This window comes from Pseudomonas sp. DWP2-2, assembly GCF_049897065.1.
Taxonomy (GTDB): domain Bacteria; phylum Pseudomonadota; class Gammaproteobacteria; order Pseudomonadales; family Pseudomonadaceae; genus Aquipseudomonas; species Aquipseudomonas paracarnis.
The window spans coordinates 208,124-226,891 of record NZ_JAFCVN010000007.1; the positions used below are offsets into that span (position 1 = coordinate 208,124).

Sequence of the window (18,768 nt, forward strand, 5' to 3'; positions counted from 1 at the left end):
CATGAGCGCAAAAGTGTGGCTGGTAGGCGCAGGACCGGGTGACCCGGAGTTGCTGACCCTGAAAGCGGTCCGGGCTCTGCAGGCAGCGGACGTCGTGCTGATTGATGATCTGGTCAACCCGGCAGTACTGGAACACTGCGCCAGCGCTCGGGTGATTACCGTTGGCAAGCGCGGGGGATGTCGCTCTACACCGCAGGATTTCATTCACCGCCTGATGTTGCGTTATGCACGCCAGGGCAAATGCGTAGTACGTCTTAAAGGCGGTGACCCGTGTATTTTTGGCCGCGGTGGCGAGGAGGCAACCTGGCTGCGCGAGCGTGGAGTCGATGTGGAATTGGTCAATGGCATCACCTCAGGGCTGGCCGGGGCGACCCAGTGTGACATCCCTTTGACCTTGCGCGGGGTGAGCCGTGGAGTGACCTTGGTCACCGCGCATACCCAGGATGACAGTAGCTTGAACTGGCGTGCGCTGGCGGAGGGTGGAACCACGCTGGTGGTATATATGGGCGTGGCGAAGCTGGAAGAAATCCGCGAACAGCTGCTCAACGGCGGCATGGCTGCGGATATGCCGGTGGCAATGATCGAAAACGCTTCATTGCCCCAGCAACGCGAATGCCGCAGCTCCCTGGCGGCCATGCATGAAGCTGCAAAAGCCTTTGCACTGAAGAGCCCGGCCATCCTGGTGATTGGCCAGGTTGCCGGCGCCGCACAGATGGCTAGCATCGCCGCTGCGGCAAGCGCCTGAGGCAAATCGCAGGCGAAAAAAAGCCCGGCCTGAGCCGGGCTTTTCTTTACTACTCAGTAATTACTGAGCGGTAGCTTCAACCGACGCTTCTACGCGACGGTTAACAGCGCGACCAGCTTCAGTTGCGTTGTCAGCAACTGGGCGGGATTCGCCGTAACCAACAGCAGTTACACGGCTAGGAGCAACGCCGTCTTTAACCAGGACTTGCTTAACAGCGTCAGCACGACGCTGGGACAGCTTCTGGTTGTAAGCGTCTGGACCTACGGAGTCAGTGTGACCAGCAACTTCTACGTTGGTAGCTGGGTACTGAGCCATGAAGTCGGCCAGGTTTTTAACGTCGCCGTAGCTGTTAGGCTTAACAACGGCCTTGTCGAAGTCGAACTTAACGTCCAGCTCAACACGAACAACCTGAGCAACCGGAGCTTCTGGCTCTGGAACTGGCTCTGGAGCTGGTGCTGGGGTAGGAGCTGGAGCAGCTGCGCCAGCGTTACCGCCGAAGTTCACGCCCAGGCCAACCAGTGCGGAGTAGTCCCACTTGCCGTTGTCCAGACCGTAGTCAGCTTCAACACCAGCACGAGCGTACAGGTTGTTGGTGAAGTAGTACTTCACGCCGGTACCGATGGTAGCGAAAGTGGTCTGGTCGCGACCGCTGTGGCCGTCAGCCTGAACGTTGGTACGGCTCTGGTGGCCGAAACCGCCTTCAACGTATGGACGCAGGCTATCAACGCCAGCCTGACCGAAGTGGTACTGAGCAACGAGGCTGCCAGTGTCACCTTTGATCTTCTGGTTGCCAGTGCCGTCGTTCGAACGGGTGTGGTTGGTCTTGTCGTACGACAGATTCAACGACAGATCGTCGGTCAGGAAGTAACCAATGCGAGCGCCTGGGTTGAAGCCGTCTTCGATGTGCTTAACGCTATCGTTGTACTGCTTCTTGTAGAACAGCTCGCCTTCAACTGCGCCTTGGCCTTGTGCCAGAACGCCGAAAGAAGTAGCGGCAATAAGAGAACCAATGGCCAAGCCCAAGGTGTTTTTCAGTTTCATCCGTTAAATCCCCATCTGGTGATTGTAAAGCAGTCCCACAAACCGGGGGACAACTCGGCGACAAGTCTAACAGAACTTGCCTACACGTAAGAGATATTTGCTACGCACTAAGTTTCAGTCTCGCCCGCAAATTTCTCACGTAATTTATCAAGAGCACGCTTGTACCGCATTTTTGTAGCACTCAAACCCATATGCATGATGTCAGCGATTTCCTGAAATTCCAGCTCTGCGACAAATCGAAGCACCAGAATTTCGCGGTCAATCGGGTTCACATGCACCAACCAGCGATCAAGTCCGCCCTTTTCCTCGGGTGCCGGCGCCTTCTCTTCAGACGCCTCCTCAAGGGGGTCCAGACTCAAAGCGTCCATCAAGCGACGCTTTCGCCGTTCCTTCCGATACTGCGTGATGCACTCGTTGTACGTGATGCTGTACAGCCAGGTCTTGAACTTCGATTTGCCCTCGAAGTTCTTCAGGCCGTATAGCACCTTGAGCATCACTTCCTGACAGACATCATCCGCGTCTCTATCGTTCCCCAAATACCTTGAACAAACGTTGAACAGAGTGCGTTGATACCTGCGCATCAATTCTTCGTACGCGCGTGTTACGTGAAACAGCTCCGTGTGCGAGCGCGCGACCAACTCCTCATCAGAGAGCTCACGGGGGTCATAGCGCGTGGACAGCGTTTGGGCTTTATTCAAAACAAGTCGTGCCGACAGTCAGGTCAATGTCCGCTGCAACCCGGTCACCCGGGTTTGCGGCGGCGTACATTAGCAGGATTTGCCGGATTAGCGGCTACTGACCTGCTGCTCCAGGAGAATCCGGTTCGACAGTGACACCAGTTCCCCGTCATCGGTCAGCACGGTCGTCTTGACTGTGCCGATCTCCTCGATTTGCCCTTCGACCTCGCCCACACGCACCTGTTGCCCAACTTGATACAGCTCACGCACATAGATTCCCGCAAGAATCTGACCGGCAATTTCCCGGCTTCCCAACCCCATGGCCAGCGCAACTGCCAGACCAACGGTAATCAAAACAATCACAATAACGTGGTTGAGCAGGTCAGTCTTGACCTCCAACTGGCTGATCGCGACGGAAATACTGATGATGATCACCAGCCCCTGTGCGATTCGCCCCAGGCCTGCCGCGTAGTCCAACCCCACGCCTTCGGCGGCCCCGCGCACCAGCCCGTTGGCCAGTTGCGCGAGTAAAACCCCCACCAGCAGCACCAGCGCGCCGCCGAAAACTTTCGGCAAATACAGTGCCAGCATGTCGAGCGTAGCTGAAACTCGCTCAAGTCCAAGGGACTGCGCTGCAGAAACCAGAAAAATAAGTAGAACAAACCAATAGACGATCTTGCCGATCAGGGTCGAAATCGGTACTTGCAACCCCGCGCGGCCGAGCAATTTGGTCAGGCCAGTTCCCGCCATCAGGCGATCGAGCCCCAGTTTGGCGAGCAATTTGGACAGCAGGGTATCGAGCAGCTTGGCCACGACAAAACCCAGCAATACCAGGACCAGGGCACCAAACAGGTTGGGAATGAAATTCGCCACCTTGGTCCACAATGCGGTCATCGCGGTGACCAGGCTCTGGGTCCAGAGATCAAGTTCCATATTCAATCAGCCTTATCAGCAGTGCTAGCAAGAGGTTTACGACGGGAAACCGGTGACACATGGGCCGAACCATTGTTCAGGGCCATCATCAACGCCGGCAACCAACGCCCGAGCAGACCGAACAGGTCACCCGCCCCTACCTGACGGTTGGCGGTTTTCAGTACGCGGCCCAGGCAGGCATCGTCATCACGGTTGGATGGCGAAGCATTGAGCATGTCACGCAAAGATTGTTCGAACGGATCGTGCATAGAGACCTCTCGCAAGTGATTTAAAAGACGAGGGTAAAATTCATCGGGTCACATCGGCCCTTTCTTACGTTCAGGTCATATTCAGGTCAAACCCAGCGCAATCGTCGAAACAGCCACCATTGCCCCAGTGCCACAGACACCATCAACAGGCACGCAATCATGAATCCATAAGGGCTGGCAGAGAACGGAATGCCGCCCACATTGATACCGAGCAAACCGGTAAGAAAACTCATCGGCAAGAAGATCCCGGTGATGATCCCGAAGCGGTACATGGTGCGGTTCATGCGCAGGCTCAAGCGCCGGTCTTCAGCCTCCAGCACAAGCCCCACGCGCTCTCTGGCCAATTCCAGCTCTTCCAGGTAACGGGTCAGGCTGTTGTGCAGTTCGTTCCAATAGTCGGCATCGTCGTCGCAGAACCACGCCAATTTGATTCGTGTCAGCTGGGCGAAAATATCCCGCTGTGGGGCCAGGAAGCGCTTGAGTCCGGCGGCTCTTCGACGGATCTGCAGAACGCTGCCGTGCTCCGGGGTATACCGTTCGTCGGCATCGAGTTTTTCTTCCTCGGAATCGACGATTTCAGACAAGCCAGCGACCAGATCCTGCACTTTGTTGGTCAGGTACTGAGCCATATAAAGGATGAGTTCAGACGCCGTCCTGGGGCCTTTGCCGTCTGCCAGTTGCACCAGCAACTCATCGGTAGCGCGCAAGGGGCGCAAACGCAGGGAAATCACTCGGTTGGCGGCGGCGAAGATGCGCACCGACACCATGTCTTCCGGCTCCGCGCCTGGGTTGAGATTGATCCCGCGCAGAAACAACAGCAATTCGGCGTCCGGCAGCGGCAACAGGCGTGGGCGGGTGTTTTCCTCCAGCAGCAAGTCACAGGCAAACTCGCTCAGGCCGCTGGATTTACGCAGCCAGGTCTGGGTTTGAGGATGGCTGCGATCCCAGTGCAGCCACAGGCTTTCCTGGGGCTGCAACTGCAAATCGTCGAGCTCAGTCCGGGCAATCGAACGCGCACCGCCTTTACCGTCCAGCACCAGGGCATGCACCAGCCCCCATTGCGCGTTTTCTTCTTCGAACATCCTCACCCCGATCGGTTGCGGCAGTTTATTCAGGCATTTTCAGCGGGCTGGGTGACACGATCACCCCGTTGTTATCGGCATAAATGTACTCACCGGGGCGGAACGTCACGCCTGCGAATGTTACCGGCACGTTCAGGTCGCCAAGGCCGCGCTTGTCGGTTTTTTTCGGATGAGAGGCCAGGGCCTGCACACCCAGGTCGGTCTGGGCGATGACGTCTACGTCACGGATGCACCCGTAAATCACCAGCCCTTCCCAACCATTTTTCGCGGCTTTCTCGGCAATCATGTCACCCAGCAACGCGCAGCGCAGCGAACCACCACCGTCTACCACCAGCACTTTACCAGCGCCCGGCAGGTCAGCCTGCGCCTTGACCAGCGAGTTATCCTCGAAGCATTTGAGGGTGACTATCTCGCCACCAAAGGAGTCTCGGCCACCGAAGTTGCTGAACATCGGCTCCACTACCTGCACCAGCTCCGGGTAGGCGTCACACAGGTCGGGGGTCACGTAATGGTTCATCGAGAAACTCCTGTCATCAAAGAAGAGGTCGAACATCCACGGTGTACATCAAGAAAACGCCCCGCGACAGGCATTCTTTAAGCGCCTGCGGGTGGGCGGCGGCCATGATCAAACCACGATCAGCGCAACGCAATACACGTTACGCGACTGAATATGACCAGAAGCGCGTGGCGCGTCATATCTTAGCCGCAACCATTCAAGAGTGAAACGCCCTTGGTAGAGCGTTTCGTCAAACCGCTGCGGACACCTCGGGCTGCGTACCCAACAAGGGTGTCAGCGGGTCGTTCAACCAACGCTCGACCAAAGGCCACACTTGGGCCTGGGCCGCTTTGCTGACCAGCATCTGCACATGGCCGAAATCCTCGCTGAAACCTTGCTGACGTCCCAGGCACAGGTACTGGCGATGCTCGCTGCCCACTTGCTCGAAGAGCTTGCGGCAGGCCCAGTCCGGGTCTTGCCGGTCGCCCGCTGCGCTCACCGCCAACAGCGGCACATCGACCTGCGCCAAGCCTTTCCACCAATCATGCTCGGCATCGCCAAACCGGCCGAACAGGCCGTTCCAACGCATCGCTTCGATCATGACGCCGGCCGGCTCGTCCTCGGGCCCACGCTTGAAGCGTGGGCCGGACAGATGGGCAAGGCGCTTGAGAATAAAGCGACCACTCCACTCCACCGGTGGAATTTTCAACGGCCAGTGGGTGCGACTGACCTGGCAGCCGAACAACGCCACCGAGGCCACCCCTGATGCATCCAAGTGCCGCCCACCCAAGGCCGCAGCCAGGGTAGTGGCACCGAGGGAATGCCCGATCCAGTGCGGAATCTGCCCGCTTTGCTCACACACAAACGCCCCCACGGCCGGCAAATCGTAGCGCGCGTAATCGGCGACACGGTTTCTGGCGTAGTCGTGATTGCGTTTGGACAAACCATGGCCGCGCATTTCCGGGATCCACACATCAAATCCGCGACGCGCCAGGTAAGCCCCCAGGCCGATACCTTTGGGCGAATACCAGAAACGCCGGTTGGAAAAACTGCCATGCAACAAAATAATCGGCGTGCCCCGGTTTTCCGGGACATCGGCCAGGCCCAAACGGGTAACCGCCAGCTCGACGGTGCCGTCCGGGCTGTTACCGGGTTTGAGCCGGTAGACGTCTTCACTCAGGTCGCCGCGACGTTCAGCACTGATCAGGGCGACAGGAAACAGATGGCTGCTGCTTTGCATAATGCTCTTGCACAAAAAAGGGCGGCGTCCGCAAGGATTCCCGCCCTGTACAGATAAGAATGCCGGTCACCCGCAACGAGTGACCGGCACTTTTGACCTTACGCCCTTAGGCGGACGCTTGGCCTTCAGCCAGGAAGAACCAGGTTTCCAGCACGGAATCGGGGTTCAGCGAGACGCTCTCGATCCCCTGCTCCATCAGCCATTTGGCCAGGTCAGGGTGGTCCGAAGGGCCTTGGCCGCAGATACCGATGTACTTGCCAGCCTTGTTACAAGCCTGGATGGCGTTGGCCAGCAGCTTCTTGACCGCTGGGTTACGCTCGTCGAACAGGTGGGCGATGATCCCCGAATCGCGGTCCAGGCCCAAGGTCAACTGGGTCAGGTCGTTGGAGCCGATGGAGAAACCGTCGAAGAACTCCAGGAACTCTTCAGCCAGGATGGCGTTCGACGGCAATTCGCACATCATGATCACGCGCAGGCCGTTCTCGCCGCGGGTCAGACCGTTTTCTGCCAGCAGGTCCACGACCTGGCTCGCTTCGCCCAGGGTGCGCACGAACGGCACCATGATCTCGACGTTGGTCAGGCCCATCTCGTTGCGCACACGCTTGAGCGCACGGCATTCGAGCTCGAAGCAGTCACGGAAGGCTTCGCTGATGTAACGCGAGGCGCCGCGGAAACCCAGCATCGGGTTTTCTTCTTCCGGCTCGTAGAGCTTGCCGCCGATCAGGTTCGCGTATTCATTGGACTTGAAGTCCGACAGGCGCACGATGACCTTTTTCGGGTAGAACGCCGCAGCCAGGGTGCTGATGCCTTCGACCAGTTTCTCGACGTAGAAACCTACCGGGTCGTTGTAGCCGGCGATGCGCTTGTCGACGCTTTCCTTGATGTCCAGCGGCAGCCCGTCATAGTTCAGCAGTGCCTTGGGGTGCACGCCGATCATGCGGTTGATGATGAATTCCAGGCGGGCCAGGCCCACACCGGCGTTCGGCAACTGCGCGAAATCAAAGGCGCGGTCCGGGTTGCCGACGTTCATCATGATCTTGAACGGCAGGTCGGGCATGGCATCGATGGAGTTTTGCTTGATATCGAAGCCCAGCTCACCTTCGAAGATAAAGCCGGTATCGCCTTCGGCGCAGGAAACGGTCACGCCCTGGCCATCCTTGAGCAGTTGGGTGGCGTTGCCGCAACCCACGACTGCCGGAATCCCCAGCTCACGGGCAATGATCGCCGCGTGGCAGGTACGCCCGCCACGGTTGGTGACAATGGCACTGGCGCGCTTCATCACCGGTTCCCAATCCGGGTCGGTCATGTCGGAAACCAGTACGTCACCCGGCTGGACCTTGTCCATCTCGGACACGTCCTTGATGATCCGCACCTTGCCTGCGCCAATGCGCTGGCCAATGGCACGGCCTTCTACCAGCACGGTGCCGGTTTCTTTGAGCAGGTAGCGCTCCATGACGTTGGCCGAAGTGCGGCTCTTCACGGTTTCCGGGCGAGCCTGCACGATGTACAGCTTGCCGTCGTCACCGTCCTTGGCCCACTCGATGTCCATCGGGCACTTGTAGTGCTTTTCGATGATCATCGCTTGTTTGGCCAACTCGCTGACTTCAGCGTCGGTCAGGCAGAAACGCGCGCGCTCGGCCTTGTCGACTTCAACGGTTTTGACCGAGCGACCGGCCTTGGCCTCATCGCCGTAGATCATTTTGATGGCCTTGCTGCCCAGGTTACGGCGCAGGATGGCCGGGCGGCCCGCTTCGAGGGTGCCCTTGTGTACGTAGAATTCGTCGGGGTTGACCGCGCCTTGTACGACGGTTTCGCCCAGGCCGTAGGCGCCGGTGATAAACACCACGTCACGGAAACCGGATTCGGTATCCAGGGTGAACATCACACCGGCAGTGCCGGTTTCCGAACGCACCATGCGCTGCACACCGGCAGACAGGGCCACCAGCTTGTGGTCGAAACCCTGGTGTACGCGATAGGAAATCGCACGGTCGTTAAAGAGGGAGGCAAACACTTCCTTGGCCGCGCGGATCACGTTTTCGACGCCGCGAATGTTGAGGAAGGTTTCCTGCTGGCCCGCAAAGGAGGCGTCCGGCAAGTCTTCGGCGGTGGCAGAGGAACGCACGGCAACAGCCATGTCCGGGTTACCGGCCGACAGAGTGGCGAAGGCGGTGCGAATTTCTTCGTTGAGCTTCTCGGGGAACTCGGCTTCCATGATCCACTGGCGGATCTGGGCGCCGGTCTTGGCCAGGGCGTTGACGTCATCGACGTCCAGGGCGTCCAGCGCGGCGTGGATCTGGGCGTTGAGGCCGCTCAGCTCGAGGAAGTCGCGGTAAGCCTGGGCCGTGGTGGCGAAACCACCGGGCACCGAGACACCAGCGCCTGCAAGATTACTGATCATCTCGCCGAGGGATGCGTTCTTGCCCCCCACATGCTCTACATCATGGACGCCGAGCTTATCGAGGGAAACTACGTACTCTACCAAGGTGATCTCTCCACTTTCTGTGTTGGAAAAGCTCAGGACGCGGGTTGCTCAGTAGGAGCTAACGCCAGCGCTTGTGGCCTGGACCTGGAAAATAAGTGAGAATGCGGCCCACTGCGGGACGGCAAAATCGCGCCTATCATATCCAAGATTCGCCATCAGCTTAAGGCCCAGGGCTCAAATGAAACGATCTGCTTTCTTTATTTCCGACGGCACCGGCATCACAGCCGAAACATTGGGCCAGAGCCTGCTCGCGCAGTTCGAAAACATTACCTTCGCCAAATTCACCCGGCCTTATATAGACAGCGTGGATAAAGCGCGGGCCATGGTACAACAAATCAATCTGGCGGCTGAAAAAGACGGTTTTCGCCCGATCATTTTCGACACCATCGTCAATCAAGACATTCGTGAGATTCTCGCAACGTCGAATGGTTTCATGATCGACATTTTCTCTACCTTCCTGGCGCCGCTGGAACAGGAGTTGAGTGAACATTCGTCCTATTCCGTCGGAAAGTCCCATTCCATCGGGCATAACTCCAACTATATGGAGCGTATCGAGGCGGTGAACTTCGCCCTCGACAACGACGACGGTGCCCGCACCCACTACTACGACAAGGCCGACCTGATACTGGTGGGCGTGTCGCGTTGCGGCAAGACCCCCACCTGCCTGTACATGGCCATGCAATTCGGTATTCGTGCGGCCAACTACCCGCTGACCGAAGACGACATGGAGCACCTGACCCTGCCCGCCGCCTTGCGCGCGCATTCACACAAGCTGTTCGGCCTGACCATCGACCCGGACCGGCTGACCGCCATCCGCAACGAACGCAAGCCCAACAGCCGCTACTCCAGCTATGCCCAGTGCGAATTTGAAGTGCGTGAAGTAGAAAATCTGTTTCGCCGGGAGAATATCGCGCACATCAATTCCACGCATTTTTCGGTGGAAGAGATTTCGGCGAAGATTCTGGTGGAGAAGGGTGTGGAGCGGCGCTTCAAGTGATCTGATCGTTCCCACGCTCTGCGTGGGAACACCGCCTGGGACGCTCCGCGTCCCGCAATAGCGACGCGGAGCGTCGCAAGATGGATTCCCACGCAGAGCGTGGGAACGAGCAATAACGCGGTCTCACAGATGAAACCGCCCGCCCCCCTGCCCCAACGCCGTCGCCAGCGCATCAAACCCCTCGCGCAATAACTGATCATCACCCGACGTGTTGCAGATACTCGCCCGAATAAACTGCGGCACCGCCGTCTGCCCCACGGCAAACGCCTCGGCGGTGGCGATCAGGTAATTATTCTGCTTGAGCTCTGCCTCGATTTCCGAGGCCCGCCAGGGCTCCGGTACTTCGATCCAGAAGTGCGGGCTATTGAGGTGGGTGCGATAGGCCAGGCCGGTCAATAAATCTTCGACCAGCGTCTTGCGACGGCTGATCTCGTTGATCTGCTGACGCAACAAATATTCCGCCGTGCCGTTTTCAATCCACTGGGTCGCCAGTTCCAGGGTCACAGGTGTGGCCATCCAGCAGGTCGAACGCAACGCCGCCGAAATGCGACTGACCAGCGCCGGCGGCGCATGCACGTAGCCCACCCGCAAACCGGCCGATACCGCCTTGCTCAGGCTGCTGATCAAGATCGTACGCTCAGGCGCGAAATAACTGAGGGGCGGCGGACGGTCCTCCACCAGCACACCGTGGGCTTCGTCCTCCAGAATCAGCAGGTTATGTTCGCGACACACCCTGGCCAAGGCTTCGCGGCGCGCCACCGACAACACAGCGGTGGTCGGATTCTGGATAGTCGGCGTGCAGTACAACGCCGAAATACGGTGATTGCGACAGACCTCATCCAGCGCCGTGGGCAGCACACCTTCCTCGTCCATCTCCAGGCCGATCAGCCGCACCCCCAACATGCGTGCGGCGGTAATCAGCCCTGGGTAAGTCAGTTGCTCGGTCACCACTGTATCGCCAGCACGCAGCAACGCCATCATGGCGCACAGCAAGCCGTGCTGGCCGCCGTTGACGCAGATGACCTGCTCGGGAATCGGATGAAACTCGCGCTGTACCAGCCATTGCGCGCCCGCTTCACGGTAACGCGGCAGGCCGGCGTCGGGGGTGTAGGCGCTGATGTCCTGGAGGAACTTGGCGTTGGTCGACAGGGTTTGGAAGCTCTGGGCGAGAAACACCGTCTCTTGCCCGGGAATGTGCATGTTGCGGCTCATGTCGAAGTACTGGCGCGGCTCCTCGCTGAAATTACGAAAGCCCTCATCACGCTGGCGCTCCATCCCACGCTTGCGCACGAAGGTGCCGTCACCTACCCGTGCAACCACCAGGCCCAGGCGTTCCAGTTCACCGTAAGCCCGGCTGATGGTGCCGATGGTCACGCCTAAATTGTCGGAAAGCACCCGATGGGGCGGCAGTTTTCGTCCCGGTTCAATCAAGCCTTCGAGGATGCCCCGTTCCATCACATCAGACAGGCGCTTGTACTTCACGCCCTGCCCGTTGGACAGGCCCTCACGCATAATTGACACCATGTCAATATTTGTTTTGACAGCCATCTTTCGCCCTAATAGTGTGCTTTTACGGGTTCAATCGCCGATAAACATAACTCATTACAAGTTCAATATAGAGTTCAATTTCGGCCCAGGGAAGCAATAAACGATGCCAATGTCCGCCGTTCTCGAAAACACTGCAAAAACAAAAACGCAAAAACAGTGGCTCGCCGGGCTGGTGACCAGCGTGATGTTCCTTATCGTGTGCCTGAGTTGGGGCACTACGTGGCTGGGCATCAAGATCGCCGTCGAGAGCGTGCCGCCGCTGACATCTGCCGGCCTGCGCTTTCTCATCGCGTTTCCGCTGTTCCTGTGTTTTGCCATGGTGCGCCGTGAGCCGATCCTGTTTCCCCGGGAAAGCCGCTGGTTCTTCGTATTCGTGACCCTGTCCTACTTCAGCGTTCCCTACTATTTGCTCAATTACGGCGAAATGCATGTGTCGTCGGGCCTCACGGCCCTGCTGTTCAGCTGCATGCCAGTGTTCATCCTGATCTTCTCCGCGCTGTTCCTGCGCGAGCGCATCTATTTCTCCCAGGTGGTCGGCATCGGCATTGGTTTCGGCAGCCTTTACATGATCATCAAGAGCCAGGGCCTGCATCTGGACCACGCCGAGTTCTTCGGGGTACTGGCCATTCTGAGCGCCGCGATCATGCACGCCTTGTGCTATGTCATTACCAAACAAAAAGGCAGCGCCATCAGCGTCATCACTTACAACACCCTGCCCATCGGCATTGCCGGGCTGATGCTGTTCCTGGCCGGCCTGTGGTTTGAAACACCGACGTTCGACGCCATTACCCTGCGCTCCTGGAGCGCGCTGTTCTACCTGGGGCTGGTGGCCTCGGTGGGCGGGTTCATTGTGTATTTCATGCTGCTCAAGCGCCTGAGCCCGATCATCCTGTCGTTCGTCTTCATCATCTTCCCGGTGTTCGCGGTCATCATCGGAGCCTGGTACGAAGGCGTGGAAATTTCCCGCGACCTGATGCTGTACTCGGCGATCCTGCTGGCCGGCTTTGCGATCACCAAATTGCCGATCGAAAAACTCATGGCCAAGAAAAAGTGACCCTCAACCAACGCGAGAGAAACATGGACGTCCTCCGCCCTACCGCCCTGGAACAGATCTACGCCCACGCCAGCCGCAGCTATCCCGAGGAGTGCTGTGGTTTCGTCTTCGCCGACGGCAGCGTGTACCTGGGCAGCAATATCCAGAATGAGCTGCACCGCAAGAACCCCGAGATGTACCCACGCAGCGCGGCCAATGGCTACACCTTTTCGGTGGCCGACACCCTGCTGATGAACAAGGCGTTTCGCAGTGACAACCCGGTGGTAGTGATTTACCACTCACACCCGGATGTGGGCGCCTATTTCAGTGACGAAGACCAGGACAAGGCACTGTTCCTGGGCGAGCCGATCTTCCCCGTCAGCTATTTGGTGGTGGATGTCCGCCAGGGCCAGGCCCTGGGCTCCAAGCTGTTTGCCTGGGATGGCAAGCATTTCTCCCTTCAACCTTTCAACGACCTGCACACGGAGTTGTCCATGAACGCTGTCTCTTTCCCCGACATTCTGGTTCGCGTGGCCAAGCTGCCGGAATCGACCCTTGAGGGCGCCGGATCGACATTGCGCGAAGTCATTGAAAATCTCTGCACCCATCACCCCCAATTGCGTCAGCACCTGTTCCATGAAAAGAACGACCAGCTCAAGGAACACTTCCTGTTTACCGCCGAGGAGGAGTTGATCGACGCCGATGAACCCCTGCCGCCGAAATCCCGGATCGAAGTGTTGCTCGCCACTTCAGGTGGCATGGACATCGATGCCCTGAGCAACGAAGAAGTGCAGCGCTATGTGCGCCACATCACCCTGCCGGGCGTCGGCCGCGAAGGCCAATTGAACCTGAAGAAAGGCAAGGTGCTGGTCATCGGTACCGGCGGCCTGGGCTCGCCCATCAGCCTGTACCTGGCGGCGGCCGGCATCGGCACCCTGGGGCTGGTGGACTTTGATGTGGTGGAAAGCAGCAACCTGCAACGCCAGATCGTGCATGGCAACAGCACCCTGGGCATGCCCAAGGTCGAGTCCGCCAAGCAGCGCCTGCTGGACCTCAATCCGCATATCCAGATCAACGCGTACAACACCGCGCTCAACAGCGACAACGCCCTGGCACTGGTGGGCGCCTATGACCTGGTGATCGACGGAACCGACAATTTCGACACCCGCTACCTGGTCAACGACGCCTGTGTGCAGTTGGGCAAACCTTTGGTGTACGGCGCTATCTACCGTTTCGACGGGCAGATCAGCGTGCTCAACTATAAAGGTGGGCCGTGCTATCGCTGCCTGTTCCCCAAGGCCCCACCCGCAGAGTTGGCACCCAATTGCAGCGCGGGCGGTGTGATCGGCGTGTTGCCGGGCGTGGTCGGTATGATCCAGGCCACCGAGGCGATCAAATTGCTGATCGGTATTGGCGAACCCCTGTCCGGCCGCTTGATGCGCTTCGACGCGCTGGCGATGAAGTTCAGCGAAATCCGCTTCAAGCGCCGCGCTGATTGCCCCTGCTGCTCGGACCTGCGCCATAGCGAAACCGTCGCGCCGGCCACCTGCGCCGATGCCGTACCGAGCCTGCCCTCCCTGGCCGCGGAACGCTACATCAAGCCCCAGGTGCTCAAGCAAGTGCTCGAACACCCCAGCAGCGCCGATGTATTGCTCGACGTGCGTGACGCCAGCGAACTGGAAGTGTGCAAATTACCGGGCGTGGTGCATATCCCGTTGGCAGAACTGGATGGGCAACTCGCCAGCCTGAGCCGCGACAACACCCACTACCTGATCTGCTACGCAGGCGCCCGTGCCGAGCAAGCCGCCAGCACCCTGTTGGCGGCCGGCTTTGCCAACACCAAAGTCCTCCAGGGTGGCATGAAACATTGGGTTCGCGACGTCGAACCTGACATGCCGTTGTACTGAAAGTGGGGACGTGCTGATGCTGCATAACTCCATTCTCGACGTCATCGGCCAAACGCCGATCGTGCGTCTGGCCCAGTTTTCCGAAGACCTCGGCATCGAGGTCTACGCCAAGCTGGAGTCCCTCAACCCCGGCGGCAGCCACAAGGCGCGCATCGCCCTGGGCATGATCCTGGATGCCGAGCGCCGCGGCGTGCTGATCCGTGATTCCGGGCAGACCATCATCGAACCCAGTGGCGGCAACACCGGCATTGGCCTGGCGATGGCCGGCAATGTGCTGGGCTACAAAGTAGTGCTGGTGATCCCTGACAACTACAGCCCGGAAAAACAGAAACTGCTGCGTCTGTATGGCGCCAGGGTAGTGCTGTCCGACAGTCGCCTGGGCAATAACTCCCACGGCGAAAAGTGCATGGAGCTGCAGTTGGAGAACCCCAACTACGTGATGCTCAACCAGCAACGCAATGGCGCCAACCCCCAAACCCACCGCGACACCACCGCCCCGGAAATCCTTCGCGCCTTCGGTGAACAGCGCGTGGACTACTTCGTCAGCGGCATTGGCACCGGGGGACACATCACCGGTATCGGCGAAACCCTCAAGGCCGCCTGGCCAGCGCTGCGGGTGATGGGTGTAGAACCGGAAGAGTGCGACCTGCTCAAAGACCAACACGCAGCGCACGGGATCCAGGGCCTGTCGATTGGCCTGATCCCCAGCATCCTCAACCTGGACGTGATCGACGGCATGCTCAAGGTGTCGCACGCCGATTGCCTGGACATGATCAAACGCATCATGCGCACCGATGCCATCAGCCTCGGGCTGTCTTCGGCCGCCAACATGGTTGCCATCGCCCAACTCGCCCCCGAACTGCCGCCTGAAACGGTGGTGTTGACCATGGTCTACGACAATGCCGACAGCTACCTGCCCAGTTTCGAATAACGGGGTTTCCAACCATTCAATGTACGGGGGTGTCTCCATGGGGGGCTTTATCGACATGCAACAGCTGCACGATGAGTTGCTCACCCACCTCATCACCACCCTGACGCCCAGACAGATGAAGCAGCTGGAGCCGCACCTGGCACCGTTGATCCAGACCGCCGCCCAGGCGGTGGCCGAGGACCTGATTGCCTATGCCTATCGCGACCCCGCGTCCCGTGGGCGCGGTGAGTTGATCCTGGAATCCTACGCCTCGTTCAAGGCCGTGCTGTTCTACCGCCTTGCGCACCTGGTGTGGCATTTCCAGGCCGCTGACCACGGCGATTTTTCGCGCATGGCCCTCAAACTGAGTAACCAGGGCAAGATTCTCTCCGGCGCCGAGATTCACCCGGCAGCGCGCATCGGCCGGCGCTTTGTGCTGGACCATGGCTACGGCACGGTCATCGGCGAGACCTGCGTGATCGGCAACGACTGCTATATCCTCTGCGGCGTGACCCTGGGTGCGCGCGGTATTGCCAACAACCCGGACGGCAAACGCCACCCGCGCCTGGGCAACAACGTCGAAGTCGGCGCCGGCGCCCGGGTGCTGGGCTATGTTTCGATCGGCGATAACGTGTTTATCAGCCCCTCCTGCGTGATTACCCAGGACGTGCCGGCAGGCACCAAGGTCAAGGTGGTCAACCAGATCCAACTGCAGAAAAACGATGAATCGGACCATAGCAACTACCTCGGCGCCTTTGCCCTGGATGAGCGCTTGCACGTGGTGGGCGAAGTGAGTGCCGGCCACAAGGTCACCGTGCTGGACGCCGACTTTCATCCGCTGCAAGGACTGATGCTCGAACCCACGGTGAAAGAGCGGCACCACCTGCAGTTTCGCCTGCGTCGCCTCGACAACGACGAGCAACTGCCACGCCTGCCGCTGAACCTGAAGGTGTGCGGGCCGGAATTTGAAATCACCCTGCTCTCTCCCCCTGGCTTGAGCGCACTGGTGCGCCACCTCTTGCAAGCCACCCCATTGATCGTCGGAGGTTGAACATGTCCGTGCATACCATGGAAACCCTGGCGCTGTTTGACAGCGCGCCCTACCAGAACGCCTTCAGCGCCCGGGTGATTGCCGTCAGCGAACAAGGTATCGCCCTGGAGCACACCCTGTTCTACCCCACCGGCGGCGGGCAACCAGGCGATACCGGCCACTTCACCCTGGCCGATGGCACACGGGTCGAGGTGACAGGCACCGTGCGCGATCCGGTGTTGCGCTCGATCATCTGGCATCAGGTAGACCATTGCCCCGAACAGTTGGCCGCTGGCGTCCAGGTCGACGCCGGGCTGGATTGGGAGCGGCGCTACCAGCACATGAAGATGCACACTTGCCTGCACTTGCTGTGCTCCCTCATCGACGCGCCCGTGACCGGTTGCAGCATCAGTGCGGATAAAGGCCGACTGGATTTCGACCTGCCGGAGATGACCCTGGACAAAGACGGCCTCACCCGTGACCTCAACGCCCTGATCGAGCAGGCCCACGCGGTGAAAACGCTGTCGATGCCTGCCACCGAGTACGCGACCCTGCTGCAGATCACCCGCACTCAGGCGGTTGCGCCGCCGGTGGTCTCCGGTTCGGTACGGGTGATTGAAATCCCCGGCATCGATATCCAGCCCTGCGGCGGTACCCATGTGCTCAATACCGAGGAAATCGGTCGGGTGTTCTGCGAGAAGATCGAGAAAAAGAGCAAGCACAACCGCCGGGTGATACTGCGGTTTGGACACGCTTGAGCCTGCGTCATTGCCTCTGTAGGAGCGAGCTTGCTCGCGAAAAACCCATAGGCGCCGCGCTTACTCAGGAAGCACGCGGCATCGTTGACGTTTTTCGCGAGCAAGCTCGCTCCTACAGTGACTGTGCTGTTTTTCAGATAGTGAGCAGGTCCATGAAACGGTTGACTGGAGTAGCCTCAAGCCGTGCCTGATCCTTGCACAACGCAAAGATTTCGGCGCTGCGTTGCGCGGTGAACCGCGTGGCCAGGTTGGCCTTGAACTTGTCTTCCAGCAGTGGAATGCCGTCCACCCGACGGCGGCGATGGCCAATCGGGTACTCCACCACCACCTGCTCGGTGCAGGTGCCATCCGTGAAAAACACCTGCACCGCGTTGGCAATCGAGCGCTTGTCGGCCTCCAGGTATTCGCGGCTGTAGCGCGGGTCTTCGATGACGACCATCTTGTCGCGCAGCTCATCGAGGATCGGGTGGGCGGCGTGGAAATCATCTTCATACTGCTCGGCCACCAGATTGCCGAACGCCAACGGCACGGCGGTCATGTATTGCAGGCAGTGGTCGCGATCAGCGGCGTTGGCCAATGGGCCGACCTTGGAAATAATGCGAATCGCCGACTCGTGGGTAGTGATCACGATGCGGTCGATTTCATGCAGGCGATGCTTGACCTGCGGGTGCAGGGCGACTGCCGCTTCACAGGCGGTTTGCGCGTGAAACTCGGCCGGAAAGCTGATCTTGAACAGCACGTTTTCCATCACATAGGTGCCGTAGGCTTGGGGCAGGCTGAAAGCTCGCTTGTCCTCGGGCTTGAGCGCCAGGTCCTTGTTGGTGTGGCTGAACAGCACGTCATAGAAGCCCCACTGCGGCGCACTCAACACGCCGGGGATGCCCATTTCGCCACGCAGGGCGATGTCTGCCAGGCGCACGCCGCGGCTCGACGCATCGCCCGCCGCCCAGGATTTGCGCGAGCCGGCATTCGGTGCATGACGATAGGTGCGTAGCGCCTGACCATCGACAAAAGCGTGGGACAACGCCGATAGCAACTGCTCGCGGTTGGCGCCCATCAGCTTGGCGGTGACCGCCGTGGTAGCGACTTTCACCAGCAACACATGGTCGAGGCCTACCCGGTTGAAGGAGTTTTCCAAGGCAATCACGCCTTGGATTTCGTGAGCCATGATCATCGCTTCCAGCACTGCACGCACGGTCAGCGGCGCGTCGCCATTGGCCAGGCGCTTTTGCGACAGGTGATCGGCCACGGCGAGGATGCCGCCAAGATTGTCTGAAGGGTGGCCCCATTCGGCGGCAAGCCAGGTGTCGTTGTAGTCGAGCCAGCGCACGATGCAACCGATATCCCAGGCGGCCTTGACCGGGTCCAGGCGAAACGAAGTGCCCGGCACCCGTGCACCGAACGGCACCACGGTACCCTCGACCATCGGCCCCAGGTGCTTGGTGCACTCGGGGAAGCGCAGGGCCAGCAGGCCACAGCCGAGGGTGTCCATCAGGCAGTTGCGGGCGGTATCCAGGGCGTCCTGGGAGTCAATGCGGTAGTTGAGGACGTAGTCGGCGATGCCCTGCAAAACCGGGTCGTAGTCGGGGCGGTTGTTCTGGTCGACGTTGGCGCTCATGGCAGTTCTCCTAAAAGGTGGGG

Annotated in this window: 17 protein-coding genes; 7 read left to right on the forward strand and 10 right to left on the reverse strand. The window is 59.4% G+C overall.

Features of this window, described 5'->3' with window-relative positions; all coding sequences use genetic code 11:
- Position 1 precedes the first annotated feature (1 nt).
- Positions 2-745 (forward strand): uroporphyrinogen-III C-methyltransferase, encoded by a 744-nt coding sequence (gene cobA / locus ACP7CZ_RS17650; protein WP_054897190.1) that lies wholly within the window; start codon positions 2-4, stop codon positions 743-745.
- A 60-nt stretch (positions 746-805) separates the two neighbouring features.
- On the opposite strand, the gene ACP7CZ_RS17655 is transcribed toward cobA, so the two are convergent.
- The 8 genes from ACP7CZ_RS17655 to ppsA form a co-directional block, all read right to left on the reverse strand.
- On the reverse strand, positions 806-1,786 hold the full coding sequence (locus ACP7CZ_RS17655) for an OmpA family protein (protein WP_019820540.1): 981 nt from the start codon (positions 1,784-1,786) through the stop codon (positions 806-808).
- A 107-nt stretch (positions 1,787-1,893) separates the two neighbouring features.
- On the reverse strand, positions 1,894-2,484 hold the full coding sequence (gene sigX, locus ACP7CZ_RS17660; protein WP_003193286.1) for an RNA polymerase sigma factor SigX: 591 nt from the start codon (positions 2,482-2,484) through the stop codon (positions 1,894-1,896).
- Between the two features lie 87 nt (positions 2,485-2,571).
- A complete protein-coding gene (locus tag ACP7CZ_RS17665) occupies positions 2,572-3,396 on the reverse strand; it encodes a mechanosensitive ion channel family protein (protein WP_003193288.1) in 825 nt (274 codons plus the stop codon).
- Between the two features lie 2 nt (positions 3,397-3,398).
- Positions 3,399-3,644 carry a hypothetical protein gene (locus tag ACP7CZ_RS17670; protein WP_014719486.1) on the reverse strand — a complete coding sequence of 82 codons (246 nt, stop codon included), beginning with the start codon at positions 3,642-3,644 and terminating at the stop codon, positions 3,399-3,401.
- Positions 3,645-3,730: 86 nt separating this feature from the next.
- A complete protein-coding gene (locus tag ACP7CZ_RS17675) occupies positions 3,731-4,726 on the reverse strand; it encodes a zinc transporter ZntB (RefSeq protein WP_054897192.1) in 996 nt (331 codons plus the stop codon).
- Between the two features lie 25 nt (positions 4,727-4,751).
- On the reverse strand, positions 4,752-5,243 hold the full coding sequence (rraA, locus tag ACP7CZ_RS17680; RefSeq protein ID WP_014719488.1) for a ribonuclease E activity regulator RraA: 492 nt from the start codon (positions 5,241-5,243) through the stop codon (positions 4,752-4,754).
- Between the two features lie 229 nt (positions 5,244-5,472).
- Entirely contained in the window at positions 5,473-6,462 is a 990-nt protein-coding gene (locus ACP7CZ_RS17685) for an alpha/beta fold hydrolase (RefSeq protein ID WP_034128358.1), read from the reverse strand.
- A gap of 106 nt (positions 6,463-6,568) precedes the next feature.
- Positions 6,569-8,944 carry a phosphoenolpyruvate synthase gene (ppsA, locus tag ACP7CZ_RS17690; RefSeq protein WP_003193296.1) on the reverse strand — a complete coding sequence of 792 codons (2,376 nt, stop codon included), beginning with the start codon at positions 8,942-8,944 and terminating at the stop codon, positions 6,569-6,571.
- Positions 8,945-9,122: 178 nt separating this feature from the next.
- Here ppsA and ppsR point away from each other — a divergent pair, with 178 nt between their 5' ends.
- Positions 9,123-9,941, forward strand: coding sequence for a posphoenolpyruvate synthetase regulatory kinase/phosphorylase PpsR (gene ppsR / locus ACP7CZ_RS17695; RefSeq protein ID WP_003193298.1), 819 nt, complete (start codon positions 9,123-9,125; stop codon positions 9,939-9,941).
- A 123-nt stretch (positions 9,942-10,064) separates the two neighbouring features.
- Here ppsR and ACP7CZ_RS17700 read toward each other — a convergent pair whose 3' ends face one another.
- Positions 10,065-11,489 carry a PLP-dependent aminotransferase family protein gene (locus tag ACP7CZ_RS17700; protein ID WP_054897194.1) on the reverse strand — a complete coding sequence of 475 codons (1,425 nt, stop codon included), beginning with the start codon at positions 11,487-11,489 and terminating at the stop codon, positions 10,065-10,067.
- Between the two features lie 109 nt (positions 11,490-11,598).
- Here ACP7CZ_RS17700 and ACP7CZ_RS17705 point away from each other — a divergent pair, with 109 nt between their 5' ends.
- Genes ACP7CZ_RS17705 through ACP7CZ_RS17725 form a run of 5 tightly spaced genes read left to right on the forward strand, consistent with a single transcriptional unit; the run spans position 11,599 to position 17,127 of the window.
- Positions 11,599-12,543, forward strand: coding sequence for a DMT family transporter (locus tag ACP7CZ_RS17705; RefSeq protein WP_019820549.1), 945 nt, complete (start codon positions 11,599-11,601; stop codon positions 12,541-12,543).
- Positions 12,544-12,566: 23 nt separating this feature from the next.
- A complete protein-coding gene (moeB, locus tag ACP7CZ_RS17710) occupies positions 12,567-14,429 on the forward strand; it encodes a molybdopterin-synthase adenylyltransferase MoeB (RefSeq protein ID WP_294169551.1) in 1,863 nt (620 codons plus the stop codon).
- 16 nt (positions 14,430-14,445) lie between these two features.
- On the forward strand, positions 14,446-15,360 hold the full coding sequence (locus tag ACP7CZ_RS17715) for a PLP-dependent cysteine synthase family protein (RefSeq protein ID WP_034128415.1): 915 nt from the start codon (positions 14,446-14,448) through the stop codon (positions 15,358-15,360).
- Positions 15,361-15,397: 37 nt separating this feature from the next.
- Complete coding sequence (locus ACP7CZ_RS17720) at positions 15,398-16,390, forward strand: serine O-acetyltransferase (RefSeq protein WP_034128354.1); 993 nt, start codon at positions 15,398-15,400, stop codon at positions 16,388-16,390.
- 2 nt (positions 16,391-16,392) lie between these two features.
- A complete protein-coding gene (locus ACP7CZ_RS17725) occupies positions 16,393-17,127 on the forward strand; it encodes an alanyl-tRNA editing protein (RefSeq protein WP_034128353.1) in 735 nt (244 codons plus the stop codon).
- 133 nt (positions 17,128-17,260) lie between these two features.
- Here ACP7CZ_RS17725 and prpD read toward each other — a convergent pair whose 3' ends face one another.
- A complete protein-coding gene (gene prpD, locus ACP7CZ_RS17730; protein ID WP_072447398.1) occupies positions 17,261-18,745 on the reverse strand; it encodes a 2-methylcitrate dehydratase in 1,485 nt (494 codons plus the stop codon).
- Positions 18,746-18,768: the final 23 nt, after the last annotated feature.

What these genes read in the sequence shown, in the direction of transcription:
- cobA (WP_054897190.1), top strand. Translation starts at nt 2, where the DNA reads ATGAGCGCAAAAGTGTGGCTGGTAGGCGCAGGACCGGGTGACCCGGAG.
- ACP7CZ_RS17655 (WP_019820540.1), bottom strand. Translation starts at nt 1,786, where the DNA reads ATGAAACTGAAAAACACCTTGGGCTTGGCCATTGGTTCTCTTATTGCC.
- ACP7CZ_RS17665 (WP_003193288.1), bottom strand. Translation starts at nt 3,396, where the DNA reads ATGGAACTTGATCTCTGGACCCAGAGCCTGGTCACCGCGATGACCGCA.
- ACP7CZ_RS17670 (WP_014719486.1), bottom strand. Translation starts at nt 3,644, where the DNA reads ATGCACGATCCGTTCGAACAATCTTTGCGTGACATGCTCAATGCTTCG.
- ACP7CZ_RS17675 (WP_054897192.1), bottom strand. Translation starts at nt 4,726, where the DNA reads ATGTTCGAAGAAGAAAACGCGCAATGGGGGCTGGTGCATGCCCTGGTG.
- rraA (WP_014719488.1), bottom strand. Translation starts at nt 5,243, where the DNA reads ATGAACCATTACGTGACCCCCGACCTGTGTGACGCCTACCCGGAGCTG.
- ACP7CZ_RS17685 (WP_034128358.1), bottom strand. Translation starts at nt 6,462, where the DNA reads ATGCAAAGCAGCAGCCATCTGTTTCCTGTCGCCCTGATCAGTGCTGAA.
- ppsR (WP_003193298.1), top strand. Translation starts at nt 9,123, where the DNA reads ATGAAACGATCTGCTTTCTTTATTTCCGACGGCACCGGCATCACAGCC.
- ACP7CZ_RS17700 (WP_054897194.1), bottom strand. Translation starts at nt 11,489, where the DNA reads ATGGCTGTCAAAACAAATATTGACATGGTGTCAATTATGCGTGAGGGC.
- ACP7CZ_RS17705 (WP_019820549.1), top strand. Translation starts at nt 11,599, where the DNA reads ATGTCCGCCGTTCTCGAAAACACTGCAAAAACAAAAACGCAAAAACAG.
- moeB (WP_294169551.1), top strand. Translation starts at nt 12,567, where the DNA reads ATGGACGTCCTCCGCCCTACCGCCCTGGAACAGATCTACGCCCACGCC.
- ACP7CZ_RS17715 (WP_034128415.1), top strand. Translation starts at nt 14,446, where the DNA reads ATGCTGCATAACTCCATTCTCGACGTCATCGGCCAAACGCCGATCGTG.
- ACP7CZ_RS17720 (WP_034128354.1), top strand. Translation starts at nt 15,398, where the DNA reads ATGGGGGGCTTTATCGACATGCAACAGCTGCACGATGAGTTGCTCACC.
- ACP7CZ_RS17725 (WP_034128353.1), top strand. Translation starts at nt 16,393, where the DNA reads ATGTCCGTGCATACCATGGAAACCCTGGCGCTGTTTGACAGCGCGCCC.
- prpD (WP_072447398.1), bottom strand. Translation starts at nt 18,745, where the DNA reads ATGAGCGCCAACGTCGACCAGAACAACCGCCCCGACTACGACCCGGTT.